Origin of the sequence: Parvibaculum sp. (genome assembly GCF_049651025.1) — a bacterium.
In the GTDB taxonomy this organism is placed as follows: Bacteria; Pseudomonadota; Alphaproteobacteria; order Parvibaculales; family Parvibaculaceae; genus Parvibaculum.
Genome location: NZ_JBASBH010000036.1, coordinates 1 through 16,218 on the forward strand (window position 1 = coordinate 1; position 16,218 = coordinate 16,218).

The following is a 16,218-nucleotide window of genomic DNA, read 5'->3' on the forward strand; positions in this document are numbered from 1 at the left end:
CTTCAAACCCGTTCATTCTGGGTTCAGGTGGAAAGCCGCAATCTGTTTCCACGACGATCTCGACGCCTCCTCGATCGAGATACGTGGAAATCAAATGTGGAAGGAACGATCCATGTCCAAAATGCGCAATACAATCCTCGCCGCCGCTCTCATCGCTCTCGCGCCGGGCATCGCCCTGGCTGCCGACGCAGGCGCCGCCGCGACCATTGATGCCGGTACAACCGCGCCCGCCATTGAAGCGCCCGCCACAGGCGCGGCGGCTGAAGCTGCCGTGAAAGTGGAAGATGCCGTGAACTCCGACACTGCGGCGACGACCGAAGACAGCGTCAAGGCAGAAGCTGGTGCCGCGGGCACGACCGCCCCGGCGACGGACAAGTCAGCCGAGTAATCCTTCACCATCGAGACTGAACGCCGGCCTCTCCCTCAGAGCGCCGGCGTTTTCTTGTGCCTGCACACGCGCTAGGCTGGCGCAAAGAGCTGACCAGAGGGGGCGCGTTTGATTGTCATCACCGGCCGAATGAAAATTCCCGACGCCAACAGGAAAGCATTTTTCGATATCTCCGAGCGTCAGGTGACGCTCTCGCGCGAGGAAGATGGCTGCCTGTCTTATTCCCTCTTTGAAGATGCGATGGAACCGGGGATTTTCTTCTTCTATGAAGAATGGAAAGACCGGACGGCGGTCGATTTCCATTTCGCGCAAGCCTATTGCCTCGATTTCGTGAAGCATCTGCGCAAACTCACCGACGGCGACGCCGACATGAAAATCCGCACCATTGCGCCGAAGAACGCACCGTAAAGCCGCGGGTTACCAATTCGTAATCAACACCCTCGCGCTTTTTAAGTTCCGTTCACGTCACGTTTATCTTTGAGGACATAAGCTTCTCTCACGCTGTTCATCAGCGTGGTGCAAACCATAAGGCGGAGCCCCGGCAAGCCAAGTGCCCCGGCCTATCTCCTCCTCGATATAAGGTCCGCGTTTCTCCTCAGAACGCGGGCCTTTTTTATGCGAATTCCTATTCCGGCGTATGACAGACAGCCTCGATATTGTGGCCGTCCGGATCGAACACGAAAGCACCGTAGTAATTCGGGTGATAATGCGGCCTGAGTCCCGGCCCGCCATTGTCGCGTCCGCCCGCCTTCATGGCCGCCGTATGAAACGCATCGACCGCCCCGCGCGTATCGGCGCGGAAAGAGACATGAAGCTTGGGCGAGGGACGCCCCGCACCATCGATCCAGAAATCAGGCTTCGGTGCAACGCCGAAACCGCAAACGCCGATGCCGCCCGTATGCTCCTTCGGCACGACCATCAAAGGGGCATAGCCCAGCGGCGCCAGCGCCGCCTCGTAAAAGGCTTTCGATTTTTCGTAATTCGTGACGCTCAAGCCTACATGATCGAGCATGGGGTCCTCCGTTGCTTCCATCTGTGGCGAGGTGCAGCATAGGCCCGAGATCGCGGCACGGACAACCGAGGAACCAGATGTCTTACATGCGATTGCTGATCGTCGTCGCAGCCGCAGGCTTGCTGTCGGGCTGCTTTGTCTCAAAGACGCCGCTCTTCACGCCCGCCGACGCTGATTATCCGATTGCGGACGGTGCGCGCTTCACGGTCTGGAAAATCGACCCCCTCGGCAAACGCATCGACGGCGCACCCGACCACCTGACGGTGACGCGCGACGGCGCAGATTATGTCTACACATTGCAAGACGAGAAGCCCGTCAAAGGCTTGACGGACGACATAGGTAACGGCTTCTTCATCGCCCTCTCGCGCGACATGACAAAACCCGGCGAGACGAGCTACGCGCTCTTTCACAATACGGGCACCAAATGGCTGCGCTACGCACCCGTTTGCAGCGACTTCGCCCGCCTCGCGGCAGAGCACGGGAAATCCCGCGCGGATTTTCATATCGAGCCGAGCGGCAACGATTGCGCGTTCAAGACCTATGCCGATTTGAAAGCCGCCATGATGTTCGAGGCGCGATATGGAACGCCGAATGCGGAGTATGTGGCGGAGTGATACTGCTCACCCCTTCGTCGCGGTTGGACCCGCACCCTCACCACAAATAGATGCGTCGTCCCGGCACTTGTTGCCGGAATCCACCTGCAGCTTCAAACCGTGGCTCGGCCCAATGGATTCCGGGGACAAGCCCGGGGATGACGCCATAGGCTGATCGAACCGCATACAAAAAGGCCGCCCGATGAGGCGGCCTTTTGCATTTCGTTCAACGCGGAAGATCACGCCTGGCGTTCGACCATCATCTTCTTGATTTCGGCGATGGCCTTGGCGGGGTTGAGGCCCTTGGGGCAGGCCTTCGCGCAGTTCATGATCGTGTGGCAACGATAGAGCTTGAAGGGGTCTTCAAGATTGTCGAGGCGTTCGCCCTTGGCTTCGTCGCGGCTGTCGGCGAGCCAGCGGTAGGCCTGCAGGAGCGCGGCGGGGCCGAGATAGCGGTCGCCATTCCACCAATAGGATGGGCAGGACGTCGAGCAGCAGGCGCAGAGAATGCACTCATAAAGACCATCAAGGGCTTCGCGTTCCTCGTGGCTCTGCTTCCATTCCTTCTCGGGCTCCGGCGACTTCGTGTGCAGCCAGGGCTCGATCGAGGCGTGCTGCGCATAGAAGTTGGTCAGGTCCGGCACGAGATCCTTCACGACCTGCATATGCGGCAACGGATAGACCTTCACATCGCCCTTGCACTCGTCGATGCCCTTGGTGCAGGCGAGCGTGTTCTGCCCGTCGATATTCATCGCGCAGGACCCGCAAATACCCTCGCGGCAGGAGCGGCGGAAGGTCAGCGTCTGGTCGATCTCGTTCTTGATCTTGATCAGCGCGTCGAGAACCATCGGCCCGCACTTGTCGAGATCGACTTCATAAGTGTCGATGCGCGGGTTCTTGTCGTCGTCGGGCGACCAGCGATAGACGCGAAAATTCTTCACGCGCGTCGCGCCCGCCGCCTTGAAGGTCTTGCCTTCGACGGGACGGGAATTTTTCGGCAGAGATAGTTGAACCATGATCGAACCCTTTGCGTGTCAGTAGACGCGCGCTTTCGGCTTGATGTAGTCGATGTCGGACGACATCGTATAGGCGTGCACCGGGCGATAATCGACAGTGGGCTTCCCCGTCTGGCCATCGACCCAGCAAAGCGTGTGCTTCATCCAGTTGGCGTCGTCGCGATCGGGGAAGTCTTCGCGGGCATGCGCGCCGCGGCTTTCCTTGCGACCGACCGCACCTTCGACGGTCGCAACCGCCTGGACGATCAGATTGTCGAATTCAAGCGTCTCGATGAGGTCCGAGTTCCAGACGAGCGAGCGGTCGGTGACGCGAATATCTGTAATCTGCGAGAAGACTTCGGCAATACGCTTGCGGCCCTCTTCCAGCGTCTCGCCGGTGCGGAAGACAGCGACGTCATCCTGCATCGCGCGCTGCATGCGGCCGCGAAGTTCCGCCGTCGGCGTCGAGCCACTGGCATTGCGGAAACGGTCGAGACGCGCGATTGAATTGTCGCCCGCGCCCTTCTTGAATTCCGGCTGGCGCGCATTCGGCTGAACAAGTTCCGCTGCCCGAAGGCCCGCCGCGCGGCCGAAGACCACGAGATCGATGAGCGAATTGGAGCCGAGACGATTGGCGCCGTGAACGGAAACGCAGGCCGCTTCGCCGATAGCCATGAGGCCGGGAACGACCGTGTCGGGATTGCCGTCTTTGAGCGTCAGCACTTCGCCGTGATAATTCGTCGGAATGCCGCCCATATTGTAATGGACCGTCGGCAGCACCGGGATCGGCTCCTTCGTCACATCGACGCCCGCAAAAATGCGCGCCGATTCCGAAATACCGGGCAGACGCTCGGCAAGAATCTTCGGATCGAGATGATCGAGGTGCAGGAAGATGTGGTCCTTGTTCGGACCGACGCCGCGACCTTCGCGGATTTCGATCGTCATGGCGCGCGAAACAACGTCGCGCGAGGCAAGGTCCTTCGCGGAAGGCGCATAGCGCTCCATGAAGCGCTCACCCGTCGAATTGACGAGATAGCCGCCTTCGCCGCGCGAGCCTTCGGTGATGAGGCAGCCGGAGCCGTAAATGCCCGTCGGATGGAACTGCACGAATTCCATGTCCTGCAGCGGCAGGCCGGCGCGCAGCACCATCGCATTGCCGTCGCCCGTGCAGGTATGGGCCGAGGTCGCCGAGAAATAGGCGCGGCCATAGCCGCCGGTCGCGAGAATCACGAGCGCGGCGCGGAAACGGTGGATTTCGCCGCTCGCCATGTCGATGGCGACGACGCCACGGCAGACGCCTTCCTCATCCATGATGAGGTCGATGGCGAAATATTCGATGTAAAACTCGGCATTGTGGCGCACAGACTGGCCGTAGAGCGTATGCAGCATCGCATGGCCGGTACGGTCGGCGGCGGCGCAGGTGCGCTGCGCAATGCCTTCGCCGAAATTCGTCGTCATGCCACCAAAGGGGCGCTGATAGATCTTGCCGTCTTCGGTACGGCTGAAGGGCACGCCGAAATGCTCAAGCTCATAAACGGCGGTCGGCGCGTGGCGGCAGAGATATTCGATGGCGTCCTGGTCGCCGAGCCAGTCGGAGCCCTTGACCGTGTCGTACATGTGCCAGCGCCAATCGTCCGGCCCCATATTGCCGAGCGAGGCCGCGACGCCGCCCTGCGCTGCAACCGTGTGGCTGCGCGTCGGGAAAACCTTGGTGATGTTCGCGGTCTTGAGGCCCTTCTCGACGCAACCCAAAGTCGCGCGAAGCCCCGCGCCACCCGCACCGACGACGACGACGTCGAAGGTGTGGTCGATGAAGGTATAGCTCTGCGATGCCGCCATGATCTTGTCTCGACGCGTTAAATCAGGAACCGAAACCGATCTTGAGCGCCGCGTAAACGCAGGCAAGACCGACGGCATAGGAGAAGAAAGTATTGGCGATGAGCGTGAAGTGCTTCAGCCCCTCGGATATCACATAGTCTTCGATGACGATCTGCATGCCGATGCGCATATGCACAATGGCGGCGCCGATAAGCGCAAGCAGAAGGATCGAAACCAGCGGATTGGCGAGATAGCGCCGCGCCGTTTCGTAATCCGCACCCGAAAGCGCGACAATCGAAACGAGGAAGAAAATGGCAAGCGGCGCAATGGCAAGCGCCGTCAGGCGCTGGCGCGAATGGTCCCGCGTACCGGATTTTGCCGAGCCGAGGTGCTGCACCTTGGCGAAGGGCGTACGCATATCATTTTTTGCCGAACCGGACATCAGAGCGCCCCCCGCAAACCGTAAGCCGCGACCCAGACGATAACCGTCAGCACAAACCCGCCGATCAGGGCCGCCCAGCTGATGATGTCGGCCGTCTTCAGATTGAAGGCGACAATCGCATCCCAGAAGAAATAGCGGATGCCGCTCAGCAGGTGATGAATAAGCGCCCATGTGAAGCCGAAGAGGACGAGCTGGCCGATCCACGACCCGGCAACGTTCTGGAAGACGGCATAGGCATCAGGCCCCGTCGCGGCGGCAATGAGCCACCAGGCGAGAAGCGCGGTGCCGAAGTAAAGGCCCATGCCTGTGATGCGATGCACGATCGACATGAACATCGTGATCGTGAATCGATAAATCTGTAGATGCGGCGAAAGCGGACGCTCGACCTGTCGCGGTGCAGCCATTTCTTGATTCCCGGAATTACGTCGGGCTGGTGGGTTAGTTGTTGTTTATCGCGCGTTGCCGATGAAGGCAAATGCGGATACGCACATAATATTATCTATTTTGAGAACGGTTCGCACATGCGAGGTGGGTAACGCTACGTCACGATGCCGAGAACAGCCGAGCGCAACATTTGTCGCGCAAAATCAGAGCGCCATATCGGGCACGCCGAAACCGAGATCGATCCACTGCCAGACGGTGGAATGCTCGATGCGCTTCACCGTCGGCACATCCTTGCCCGGCCGATGCTGGCGCGTAACGAACACAAGAATATGATCGGCCTCGGCTGCATTTTTCGCGATGGGCAGGATCGTGTATTCAAACCACGCTTCGTCGCCGTCCTCGGTCTGCACAGGCGTATATTGCCAAAGACCGCAAGGCTGCTGAAGGCAGGCCATGACACATGCATGAGCCCCTTCCTTGATCGCCGGATCGACAAGATCGAGATAGTCCATCCCGGTGATTTCAAATCCCAGCAGATCGAAAAACCCCGACCCGCTCAATCTGAACGGCAATGATTGGGATTTCGGATCGGGCTCAATGATCGCCATCTGGGCTGCGAACTTCGCAAACTGCTTCAGCCCGATCGCGTCGCGGCTTGCAACAGGCGCCGTGCCCCTCGCAATCTTCCAGCCATCCTCAAAAGCAATGCTTTCGGCAGTGCGCACACGGGGCTGAGAAAGCGCGTGGGAACCCTGATCTGGATGCGACTGAAACATGACACCTCTGAGCTTTGCCTGTCGGCGATGGCACTCTCCATCGCAACGCAGTACAGGACTTATCCTCGTGGCATCAAGACCCAATAGTCGAGATCGAGGACAACCCCATCAGCATAGCCTTTCTCCAGCGCACCGGGAAAGTCCGTGCAGGGCAGGTTTTTCGTCGCAATAGTGCATACGCGCAATGCGCCTATATCGCTGCGTCCGGCGAGCGGCGCTTTTTCCACCACCTTCGACCAGGCAAAGATCGTATCGCCTGCAAAACATGGCGCCACATGACGCCCGCCATTGATCGCGGAGACGAGAACGGCATTGGCCAGGCCGTTGAAAGAAAGGGCGCGCGCAAGCGAGATGACGTGACCGCCATAAATCAGGCGGCGACCAAAACGACCCTGCCCTTCGGTGAACTGATTGAAATGAACCTTCGCCGTATTCTGATAGAGGCGCGTCGCCATCATGTGCTCGGCTTCCTCGATCGTGATGCCGTCGACATGATCGATCTTCTCGCCCACCTCGTAATCGTCCCAGAGATGGGGCGAACCCGACGCTGCTATGTCGAAACTCCTGAAGTCCGTGCCCGCCGGAACAAAAAGACTGCCGGCGTCAACAGCAGCGGGGAGCTTGGGCACATCCGTAACCGGCGCGGCGCTTGCCTTGTCGCGTTTGCGCACCATCACCCAGCGCACATAGTCAAGAACGATCTCTGCCTTCTGGTTGCGCCCGGTCGAGCGCACATAAACGACGCCCGTGGCGCCGTCTGAATTTTCCTTCAGGCCAATGACCTTCGAGATCGTCGAAAGCGTATCGCCGGGAAAGACAGGCTTATGAAAGCGGCAATCGGCATAGCCAAGATTGGCAACCGCATTGAGCGAAATATCCGGCACGGTCTTGCCGAAAACGACATGAAAAGCGAGCAGGTCATCGACGGGCGATTGCGCAAAGCCTGCCGCGCGCGCCACCTCGTCGGAGGATTGCAGACTGAAGCGTGAACCGAACAACGCCTGATATAGCGCGCGATCTCCCTCGTTCAGCGTGCGTGGCGTCGCATGGGTGAGCACCTGCCCGACCTTGAAATCCTCGAAGAAGTTTCCAGCGTTGGTCTTCGTCATGCCTCAAGCTCCGCGATAGCGTCCGCAATGGCGACGGTACGCTTGGCAATTTCAGCATGAAGTATCTCGACCATGCGGCCATCGACTTTCAGCACACCCTTGCCCTTGTTTTCGGGCAATTCGAATGCGTCGATAGTCTTCCGTGCAAAGGCAACCGTTTCAGGATCGGGCGAGAAAACCGTATTGCAAGGCAGAACCTGACTCGGATGAATGAGCGTCTTGCCGTCAAAGCCCATATCGCGGCCCTGTTCGCAAACGGCGGTAAAGCCTTCCTCATTCTTGATGTCGTTATAAACGCCGTCGAGAATGACGAGGCCATATGCGCGCGCCGCAATCACCGAAAGGCCGAGCGATGCAAGCATCGGCACACGATCAGGCGTATGCGCCGCACGAAGCTCCTTCGCAATATCGTTTGTCCCCATGACCCAGAGCGTCATGCGCGAGCCGAGCGCCCGCGCCTGCTCCGCGATCGCCTGAATATTGAGGATCGCCAGCGGCGTCTCGATCATGCACCAGAGTTGCAAGCTCGCACTTGCCCCCGCTTGCGTGAGCGCCGCTTCGGCCCGTGCAACATCGTCGGCTGAATTGATCTTCGGCACGAGGATCGCATGCGGCTGCACGGCAACCGCCGCCTTGATGTCGTCCATGCCCCAGGGCGTATCGAGACCGTTCACACGAATGGCGATTTCACGCTTGCCATATCCGCCTGCCTTCACCGCGGCAACGACCTGCGCGCGCGCCTCTTCCTTGGCATCGGGCGCAACGGCGTCCTCCAGATCGAGGATAAGCGCATCGGCGGGAATATCGCGCGCCTTCTCCATCGCCCGGGCATTCGACCCCGGCATGTAGAGGACGCTGCGACGCGGACGGGCGGACAAATTGGACATGCAGGCTCCCAACACTTTAGGCTTCTCGTGCCCGGCTTTCTTTAAGCTCTCGCGCACGCGAAAGGGACACTATAAATCTTGGAACCGATAGTGAAGCGGATTCAGGCGGCGGGGGCCATGAGGAAGATGAATGGCAACAATCCTTTCCATCTCGAGCCAGGTCATTTATGGCGCGGTCGGAAATTCTGCAGCAGGCTTTGCCATTCAGCGGCTCGGCCATGAGGTCTGGGCTGTACCAACCGTTCTCCTTGCCCATCATCCCGGCTATGGCAAATATGAAGGCGGGCCGGTCGAAGCGGAATTGATCGCGAGCCTCATTGCAGCACTCGATGCGCAGGGCTGGCTGAAACGCTGCGACGCCGTGATTTCAGGTTATCTGGCCGAACCCGGTCATGCCGATGCCGTTGCCGACGCGGTGGAGCGCGTAAAGGCTGCGAACCCGGCCGCACTCTATCTGTGCGATCCGATCATGGGCGACGAGCCGAACGGGCTTTATGTCGCGCCGGAAATCGAGGCCGCCGTGAAGGAACTCGCCGCTCAGGCGGACATTCTCACGCCCAACTGGTTTGAATTCGGCAGACTGACCGGCGAAACACCGAGCGACGCGCGCGCAGCCATCGCACTTGCCAAAAGCCTCAAGGCGAAAATCGTCGCCGTGACATCGGCGCCTGCCCCGGAAGGCCGCATCGCCTGCCTCGCCGTCGATGGCAAGAAAGGCTATCGCACCGAAACATTGGTGCATAAGCCGCCGGAAGGAGGCACCGCGCCCAAGGGCACAGGCGATCTCTTCTCGGCGATTTTCCTGTCGCGCCTTCTCACCGGCAACGACGTGCCGCTCGCATTGGCGCGGGCAACCGCCTCGACAGCGGCTCTCGTCAAATCAAGCATCGAGGCGGGTCGAAGCGAACTCGCCCTCGCCCGCGATCAGGGCATGATCTGGGATCCGGGCCTGCTGCCTTCGATAGAGATTTTCTGAGAACGGCCCGAACCTCAGGCCGCTTTCTTCAGATAGCGCGCGCCGAGAATTTCCGCGATCTGCACGGCATTGAGCGCCGCGCCCTTGCGCAGATTGTCGGACACGACCCACATCGCCAGACCGTTATCGACGGTCGGGTCGCTGCGGATGCGGCTGATATAGGTCGCAAAATCGCCGACGCATTCGAGCGGCGTCACATAGCCGCCGTCCTCGCGCTTGTCGACAACGAGACAGCCGGGCGCCTCGCGCAAGATTTCGCGCGCTTCCTCATCCGAAATCGGATTCTCGAATTCGATATTGAGCGATTCCGAATGGCCGACAAAAACCGGCACACGCACGCAGGTTGCCGTGACCTTGATTTTCGGATCGAGAATTTTCTTCGTCTCGACCACCATCTTCCACTCTTCCTTCGTGTAGCCATCCTCCATGAAGACATCGATATGGGGGATGACATTGAAGGCAATCTGCTTGGTGAACTTCTTGCGCTCCACCGGATCGTTGACGTAGATCGCGCGCGTCTGCTCGAAAAGCTCGTCCATGCCTTCCTTGCCCGCGCCCGATGTCGACTGATAGGTCGAAACGATGACGCGCTTGATCTTCGCGACGTCATGCAAGGGCTTAAGCGCCACAACCATCTGCGCCGTCGAGCAATTGGGATTGGCGATGATCATTTTCTTCGTATAGCCGGCAATCGCCGCCGCATTCACTTCCGGCACGACGAGCGGCACATCGGGATCCATGCGGTACTTGGACGAATTGTCGATCATCACGCAACCCGCCGCCGCGATACGACCGGACCATTCGGCGGCAACGGTCGAGCCCGCCGACATCAGGCAGATATCGGTGCCCTTGAAGTCGTAATTTTCGAGCGCCTTCACCTTCAGGATTTTATCGCCATAGGAAACTTCCGTGCCCTGGCTGCGGCGTGAAGCGAGCGCAACAACCTCATCAGCCGGAAACTGGCGCTCTTCGAGGATGTTCAGCATCTCGCGGCCCACATTGCCCGTGGCACCGACAACGGCAACTTTGTAACCCATGTGACTTCTCCTGTGTTCCCGGCGACGGAACCTGCGGGCCTCATCCTTCGAGATGCCGCTCTGCGGCTTCTCAGGATAAGGAACTCATACTGAACTCATCTCTCATCCCGAGACGCGCGACACAATCGCGCGTCTCGAAGAACGAGTCCTCTGCTTATCCGTTCAACCGATCCAGTTCCTTCAGGATCGCATCACCCATCTGGAGCGTACCGACCTTCGTCATGCCAGCCTGCATGATGTCGCCCGTGCGCAATCCACTGGCGAGAACGGCATCAACCGCCTTCTCCAGCAGGTCAGCACAAGCACCGCGATCGAATGTGTAGCGAAGCGCCATCGCAAAGGAGAGGATCGACGCAATCGGATTGGCCGCACCCGTGCCGGCAATGTCGGGTGCGGAACCATGCACCGGCTCATACATCGCCTTCGCCTTGCCGCTCGCATCCTTCGCGCCGAGCGAGGCCGACGGCAACATGCCGAGCGAACCCGTCAACATCGAGGCGATATCGGAGAGAACGTCGCCGAAGAGATTGTCGGTAACGATGACGTCGAACTGCTTCGGGTTGCGCACAAGTTGCATGGCGCAATTATCGGCAAGCATGTGATCGAGCTTCACATCGGAGAACTGTTCGGCATGCAGCTTGATGACTTCTTCGTACCAAAGCACGCCGGACTTCATCACATTGCGCTTCTCGACCGAGGTCACGCGATTGCCGCGCTTGCGCGCCAGCTCGAAAGCCACCGCGGCGATGCGGCGGATTTCGCTCGTCGTATAAACCTGCGTGTCGATGCCGCGACGCTCGCCATTGGGCAGGTCTTCGATGATCTTGGGTTCACCGAAATAAACGCCGCCGGTCAGCTCGCGCACGATCATGATGTCGAGGCCTTCGACGATTTCGCGCTTCAGCGACGAAGCATCCGCAAGCGCCGCAAAGCAAAGCGCGGGGCGAAGATTGGCGAAGAGCTCAAGATCCTTGCGCAGCCGCAGAAGGCCTGCTTCCGGCCGCACGTCATAAGGCACTGCATCCCACTTGGGGCCGCCGACCGCGCCGAGGAAAACCGCATCCGACTTCAGCGCCTTCTCGATCGTCGCATCCGTGATTGCAACGCCATGCGCGTCGTAGCAGCAGCCGCCGACGAGATCGCGATCGATCTCGACATCGAACTTGCGGTTCTTCGCATACCAGCCAATGACGCGTTCAACCTGACCCATCACTTCCGGGCCGATGCCGTCGCCAGCAACAATCAGGATCTTCTTCGTGCTCATCTTTCCTACTCTCGTCATTGCCGGGCTTGACCCGGCAATCCAGGATCACTTGCTCCGTGCTTGTCATTCTGGATACCCGGCCTCCTCAAAATATGAGGAGCGTCCGGGCATGACAGTCAGTCTTTGTTACAGCCAGGGCTGCTCGACAGCGTGGCGCTTTTCGTAAGTCGCAATCTCCGCGCCCTTCTTCATCGTCAGGCCGACGCCATCGAGACCTTCAAGCATGCAATGCTTGCGGAAGGCATCGATATCGAACTTGATGACGCCGCCATCGGGGCCGCGAATTTCCTGCGCCTCAAGATCGATCGTGACGACGGCATTGGAGCCGCGCTGGGCGTCATCCATCAGCTTGTCCACATCGGCTTGCGGAAGCACGATCGGCAGAATGCCGTTCTGGAAGCAGTTATTGTAAAAAATATCGGCAAAGCTCGTGGCAATGACGCAACGAATGCCGAAATCGACCAGCGCCCAGGGCGCATGCTCGCGCGACGAACCGCAGCCGAAATTCTCGCCCGTGACGAGGATCTGCGCATTGCGATAGGCGGGCTTGTTCAGCACGAAATCCGGGATCTCGTTGCCCCTGTCGTCATAGCGCATTTCATCGAACAGGTTCTTGCCGAGACCCGTGCGCTTGATCGTCTTCAGGAACTGCTTGGGGATGATCATATCAGTGTCGATATTGATCAGCGGCAGCGGCGCCGCAACGCCTGTGAGTTTATTGAACTTGTCCATCTGGCGTCTCCTCAGTTCATCTTCCGCACATCGACGAAGTGGCCGGCAATCGCAGCCGCCGCAGCCATTGCAGGCGAGACGAGATGCGTGCGGCCGCCACGGCCCTGACGGCCTTCGAAGTTGCGGTTCGACGTTGATGCGCAGCGCTCGCCGGGCTCAAGCTTGTCGGCATTCATCGCCAGACACATCGAGCAACCGGGCTCACGCCATTCAAAGCCTGCTTCGATGAAAATCTTGTCGAGGCCTTCAGCTTCAGCTTGTTCTTTCACCAGACCCGAACCCGGCACGACCATCGCATTGACCGTGGACGCAACCTTGCGGCCCTTGGCAATAACAGCAGCGGCGCGCAGGTCTTCGATGCGGCCATTGGTGCACGAACCGATGAACACGCGGTCGATCTTCACGTCCGTGATCGGCGTGCCTGCGGTCAGGCCCATATAGGCGAGCGAACGCTCCATCGCGTTGCGCTTGCCTTCATCCGCAACGAGCGCGGGATCGGGTACGCGGTCGGTGATCTTGATGACATTTTCAGGGCTCGTGCCCCAGGTGATCATCGGCGGCAGATTGGCGATGTCGAGCGTCACTTCCTTGTCGAAATGCGCGCCTTCGTCGGACGGCAGCGTCAGCCAATAGGCAGCCGCCTTCTCCCAGTTCTCGCCCTTGGGCGCCATCGGGCGGCCCTTGAAATAGGCGACGGTCTTTTCGTCAGGCGCGATGAGGCCAGCGCGCGCGCCCGCTTCAATGGTCATGTTGCAGACCGTCATGCGGCCTTCCATCGACAGATCGCGGATCGCCTCGCCTGCATATTCGATGACGTAGCCCGTGCCGCCTGCCGTGCCGATATGGCCGATGATGGCAAGCGCAATGTCCTTGGCAGTGAAGCCTTCCGGCGCCTTGCCGACGACATTGATGCGCAGGTTCTTCGCCTTCGCCTGGATCAGCGTCTGCGTGGCAAGGACGTGCTCGACTTCGGACGTGCCGATGCCATGCGCAAGCGCGCCGAATGCGCCATGCGTCGAGGTGTGGCTGTCGCCGCAAACAATGGTCGTGCCCGGCAGCGTGAAGCCCTGTTCCGGCCCGACGATATGCACGATGCCCTGACGGATGTCGTTCATCTTGAGATATTCGATGCCGAACTCTTTGGCATTGTCTTCAAGCGTCTGCACCTGGATGCGGCTCTCAGGGTCCGCAATGCCTTTCGAGCGGTCGGTCGTCGGCACGTTGTGATCGGCGACGGCGAGCGTCTTGGCAGGCGCATGGACCTTGCGGCCAGCCATGCGCAGACCTTCAAAGGCCTGCGGGCTCGTGACTTCATGCACAAGATGGCGGTCGATATAGAGAAGTCCGGTGCCATCCTCAGCCATCTCGACGAGATGCGCGTCCCAGATTTTGTCGTACATTGTACGAGGTGCCATTTTCTTTCTCCTTTTCGCGCAGGCGCTCAAGCGAGGCGTCGCGAGTATCTAGAACTCAAGTGGTGTCGGGCAGCCGAAAAACAAAAAGCGGGCCGGGGCTCGAGGCCCTGCCCGCTTTTGCTTTCTGTCCGTGAATTACGGACGAGTTCAGGCCGCGCCGGGCGTTTCGCGACGTTTGAAGTCCTGCTTCTCGACAATTCGAGCGGACTTACCGCGACGACCGCGCAGATAATAGAGCTTCGCACGGCGCACACGGCCCTTGCGGAGAACTTTGATGCTGTCCACGAGCGGGCTGAAAAGCGGGAATACACGCTCAACGCCTTCGCCGTAGGAAATCTTGCGAACCGTGAAGTTCTGATTGATGCCGCCACCGGCACGCGCGATGCAGACGCCTTCATAGGCCTGGACGCGCGAACGCTCGCCTTCGACAACCTTCACATTGACGATCAGCGTGTCGCCGGGCGCGAAATCGGGAATCTCCTTACCCGTGGAGAGCGTTCCCATCTGGTCCTGCTCAAGCTGCTCGATGATATTCATGTCTTAACCCTCGGATATGCAGGCGTCCGGATGGTCCGCGGCGGACCTTCGCGAGGATTACCTCGCCCGGAAGCGGGCTTCACTAACACACTTCAGTCGGACTTGCGACTGTCTTTGGGCCTGCTTGCGAGAAATTTCTCCCAAAGGTCAGGCCGCCTTAGCTTTGTCGTCTCTTCAGCCTGGGCACGCCGCCAGGCTTTTATCTTTCCGTGATCGCCGGAAGTCAGAACCGCCGGGATCTCGCGACCCTCAAATATCTGGGGCCGCGTGTAGTGCGGGTATTCAAGCAACCCGCTCTCGAAACTTTCATCGTCGCCCGAGGCTTCCTTGCCCATGACGCCGGGAAGAAGCCGGACGATCGCATCCAGCAGAGCCAGCGCCGCCGGCTCCCCGCCTGAAAGGATAAAATCCCCCAAGCTGATTTCTTCCATAACTCGCCCCTCGATGACCCGCTGGTCAAGCCCTTCGAAACGCCCGCAAAGAAGCGTCACGCCCGGCCCTGCCGCAAGCTCCCTGACGCGCTCCTGCGTCAGGGGTTTCCCCCGAGGGGATAAGTAAATCAATGGCTTGGCAGCGTCATGCACCGCATCGACCGCCGCCGCCACAACATCCGCCCGCATCACCATGCCGACGCCGCCGCCCGAAGGCGTGTCATCGACCGAGCGATGCTTGTCGGTCGCAAAGCCCCTTATATCCACCGCCTCAAGCTGCCAGAGATCGGCAGCCAGCGCACGGCCCGCCAGCGATACTCCAAGCGGCCCCGGAAACATCTCCGGGAAGAGCGTCAGCACCGTCGCGCGCCAGGGGCTACTCATCAGCCCCCTCCTCGAACAGCCCTCCGGGCGGATCAAGCGTGACGCGCCCGGCCTCGATATCGACGGAAGGCACATTTTCGTCGGTGAACGGCACAAGAACCGTCAGCCCGCCTTCAGGACGCGCAACCTCGATCAGATCGCCCGCCCCGAAATTCTGCACCCCGACGACACGGCCATAAACGCGCCCATCGATACCAACCGCCGCAAGTCCGATGAGGTCGGCGTAATACCAGCCCTCCTCCTCGTCCACTTTCGGCAGCCGCGCCCGGTCCACGTAAAGCTCCGTGCCCCGAAGCGCCTCGGCCTGATCGCGGTCGTTCACGCCTTCGAGCCGACAGATCACGGCATCTTTCGCCATGCCTGCCGTCTCGATCCTGAACCGCCGCGAACCGTCCTTCGTCTCGACCGGCCCGTAAGCGGCAACCGCCTGCGGATCGTCCGTGAAAGGCTTCACCTTGACGCCGCCGCGCACGCCATGCGCGCCGACAATGACGCCGAGGCAGACACGCGATGCATCAGGGCTTGCCTGGGACATGAACGCTTGACCGAAGGCTTACGCCTCGGCCGGAGCTTCCACTGCCGGAGCTGCCGCTGCTTCTTTTGCAGCTTCTTCAGCAAGACGAGCAGCTTCAAGACGCTCAAGCGCCTTCGCCTTCGGCTTCGCCTTTTCCGGATTGTTCGTCGCCTTGCGCTTCATCAGGCCGGCTGTGTCGAGGAAACGTGCAACGCGGTCCGTCGGCAGCGCGCCAACCGAGAGCCAATGCTTGGCGCGTTCGAGATCGAGCACGACGCGGTCCTTGTGGTCCTTCGGCAGGAGCGGATTGAAGGAGCCGATCTTCTCGATGAAACGGCCATCGCGCGGGCTGCGCGTGTCGGCGATGACGACGCGATAGAAGGGACGCTTCTTGGCGCCGCCACGGGCGAGTCTGATCTTGAGTGACATTGTCTTTTACCTCTTCAGTGAAACTTGAAACTTATAAAACGCATGAAATCTATTTCTTCTTGCCGCCGGCCCCCTTGGAACCGGGAAGTCCGGGG

The 16,218-nt window shown here is 59.9% G+C and carries 20 protein-coding genes; 4 read left to right on the forward strand and 16 right to left on the reverse strand.

What is annotated here, in order from left to right:
• Nucleotides 1-112: 112 nt before the first annotated feature.
• The gene (locus WA943_RS04850) at nucleotides 113-388 is read left to right on the forward strand and encodes a hypothetical protein (protein ID WP_424468720.1); all 276 of its coding nucleotides are present in this window, start codon (nucleotides 113-115) and stop codon (nucleotides 386-388) included.
• A gap of 108 nt (nucleotides 389-496) precedes the next feature.
• A complete protein-coding gene (locus WA943_RS04855; RefSeq protein WP_424468721.1) occupies nucleotides 497-796 on the forward strand; it encodes a putative quinol monooxygenase in 300 nt (99 codons plus the stop codon).
• 217 nt (nucleotides 797-1,013) lie between these two features.
• On the opposite strand, the gene WA943_RS04860 is transcribed toward WA943_RS04855, so the two are convergent.
• Nucleotides 1,014-1,400 carry a VOC family protein gene (locus tag WA943_RS04860; protein WP_424468722.1) on the reverse strand — a complete coding sequence of 129 codons (387 nt, stop codon included), beginning with the start codon at nucleotides 1,398-1,400 and terminating at the stop codon, nucleotides 1,014-1,016.
• A 77-nt stretch (nucleotides 1,401-1,477) separates the two neighbouring features.
• On the opposite strand from WA943_RS04860, the gene WA943_RS04865 reads away from it, so the two are divergent.
• Entirely contained in the window at nucleotides 1,478-2,014 is a 537-nt protein-coding gene (locus tag WA943_RS04865; RefSeq protein ID WP_424468723.1) for a hypothetical protein, read from the forward strand.
• A 218-nt stretch (nucleotides 2,015-2,232) separates the two neighbouring features.
• On the opposite strand, the gene WA943_RS04870 is transcribed toward WA943_RS04865, so the two are convergent.
• The 7 genes from WA943_RS04870 to WA943_RS04900 all read right to left on the reverse strand — a co-directional run bounded on the left by WA943_RS04870 (nucleotide 2,233) and on the right by WA943_RS04900 (nucleotide 8,404).
• Nucleotides 2,233-3,009 carry a succinate dehydrogenase iron-sulfur subunit gene (locus WA943_RS04870; RefSeq protein ID WP_424468724.1) on the reverse strand — a complete coding sequence of 259 codons (777 nt, stop codon included), beginning with the start codon at nucleotides 3,007-3,009 and terminating at the stop codon, nucleotides 2,233-2,235.
• 18 nt (nucleotides 3,010-3,027) lie between these two features.
• Nucleotides 3,028-4,827 (reverse strand): succinate dehydrogenase flavoprotein subunit, encoded by a 1,800-nt coding sequence (sdhA, locus tag WA943_RS04875; protein ID WP_424468725.1) that lies wholly within the window; start codon nucleotides 4,825-4,827, stop codon nucleotides 3,028-3,030.
• Nucleotides 4,828-4,849: 22 nt separating this feature from the next.
• Entirely contained in the window at nucleotides 4,850-5,248 is a 399-nt protein-coding gene (sdhD, locus tag WA943_RS04880; RefSeq protein WP_424468726.1) for a succinate dehydrogenase, hydrophobic membrane anchor protein, read from the reverse strand.
• Nucleotides 5,248-5,652, reverse strand: coding sequence for a succinate dehydrogenase, cytochrome b556 subunit (gene sdhC, locus WA943_RS04885; protein WP_424468727.1), 405 nt, complete (start codon nucleotides 5,650-5,652; stop codon nucleotides 5,248-5,250). Before sdhC ends, sdhD begins: the two co-directional genes overlap by 1 nt.
• 183 nt (nucleotides 5,653-5,835) lie before the next feature.
• Nucleotides 5,836-6,408, reverse strand: coding sequence for a PAS domain-containing protein (locus WA943_RS04890; protein WP_424468728.1), 573 nt, complete (start codon nucleotides 6,406-6,408; stop codon nucleotides 5,836-5,838).
• A 59-nt stretch (nucleotides 6,409-6,467) separates the two neighbouring features.
• Complete coding sequence (locus WA943_RS04895) at nucleotides 6,468-7,517, reverse strand: MaoC family dehydratase (protein ID WP_424468729.1); 1,050 nt, start codon at nucleotides 7,515-7,517, stop codon at nucleotides 6,468-6,470.
• The gene (locus WA943_RS04900; RefSeq protein WP_424468730.1) at nucleotides 7,514-8,404 is read right to left on the reverse strand and encodes an HpcH/HpaI aldolase/citrate lyase family protein; all 891 of its coding nucleotides are present in this window, start codon (nucleotides 8,402-8,404) and stop codon (nucleotides 7,514-7,516) included. The genes WA943_RS04895 and WA943_RS04900 overlap by 4 nt, the downstream gene beginning before the upstream one ends.
• Before the next feature lie 130 nt (nucleotides 8,405-8,534).
• Here WA943_RS04900 and pdxY point away from each other — a divergent pair, with 130 nt between their 5' ends.
• Nucleotides 8,535-9,380, forward strand: a complete 846-nt coding sequence (pdxY, locus tag WA943_RS04905; RefSeq protein ID WP_424468731.1) for a pyridoxal kinase — start codon at nucleotides 8,535-8,537, stop codon at nucleotides 9,378-9,380.
• Nucleotides 9,381-9,394: 14 nt separating this feature from the next.
• On the opposite strand, the gene WA943_RS04910 is transcribed toward pdxY, so the two are convergent.
• From WA943_RS04910 to rpsP, 8 genes are all read right to left on the reverse strand, one after another.
• Nucleotides 9,395-10,417, reverse strand: coding sequence for an aspartate-semialdehyde dehydrogenase (locus WA943_RS04910; RefSeq protein ID WP_424468732.1), 1,023 nt, complete (start codon nucleotides 10,415-10,417; stop codon nucleotides 9,395-9,397).
• A gap of 154 nt (nucleotides 10,418-10,571) precedes the next feature.
• A complete protein-coding gene (leuB, locus tag WA943_RS04915; protein WP_424468733.1) occupies nucleotides 10,572-11,681 on the reverse strand; it encodes a 3-isopropylmalate dehydrogenase in 1,110 nt (369 codons plus the stop codon).
• A 126-nt stretch (nucleotides 11,682-11,807) separates the two neighbouring features.
• Nucleotides 11,808-12,413, reverse strand: coding sequence for a 3-isopropylmalate dehydratase small subunit (leuD, locus tag WA943_RS04920; RefSeq protein ID WP_424468734.1), 606 nt, complete (start codon nucleotides 12,411-12,413; stop codon nucleotides 11,808-11,810).
• Between the two features lie 11 nt (nucleotides 12,414-12,424).
• Nucleotides 12,425-13,828: a 3-isopropylmalate dehydratase large subunit gene (leuC, locus tag WA943_RS04925; protein ID WP_424468735.1), complete on the reverse strand. Its 1,404-nt coding sequence runs from the start codon at nucleotides 13,826-13,828 to the stop codon at nucleotides 12,425-12,427.
• Nucleotides 13,829-13,975: 147 nt separating this feature from the next.
• Nucleotides 13,976-14,365 (reverse strand): 50S ribosomal protein L19, encoded by a 390-nt coding sequence (gene rplS, locus WA943_RS04930; RefSeq protein WP_424468736.1) that lies wholly within the window; start codon nucleotides 14,363-14,365, stop codon nucleotides 13,976-13,978.
• A 92-nt stretch (nucleotides 14,366-14,457) separates the two neighbouring features.
• Nucleotides 14,458-15,180: a tRNA (guanosine(37)-N1)-methyltransferase TrmD gene (gene trmD, locus WA943_RS04935; RefSeq protein ID WP_424468737.1), complete on the reverse strand. Its 723-nt coding sequence runs from the start codon at nucleotides 15,178-15,180 to the stop codon at nucleotides 14,458-14,460.
• Complete coding sequence (gene rimM, locus WA943_RS04940) at nucleotides 15,173-15,715, reverse strand: ribosome maturation factor RimM (RefSeq protein ID WP_424468738.1); 543 nt, start codon at nucleotides 15,713-15,715, stop codon at nucleotides 15,173-15,175. The genes trmD and rimM overlap by 8 nt, the downstream gene beginning before the upstream one ends.
• A gap of 18 nt (nucleotides 15,716-15,733) precedes the next feature.
• Nucleotides 15,734-16,123 (reverse strand): 30S ribosomal protein S16, encoded by a 390-nt coding sequence (rpsP, locus tag WA943_RS04945; RefSeq protein WP_424468739.1) that lies wholly within the window; start codon nucleotides 16,121-16,123, stop codon nucleotides 15,734-15,736.
• Nucleotides 16,124-16,218: the final 95 nt, after the last annotated feature.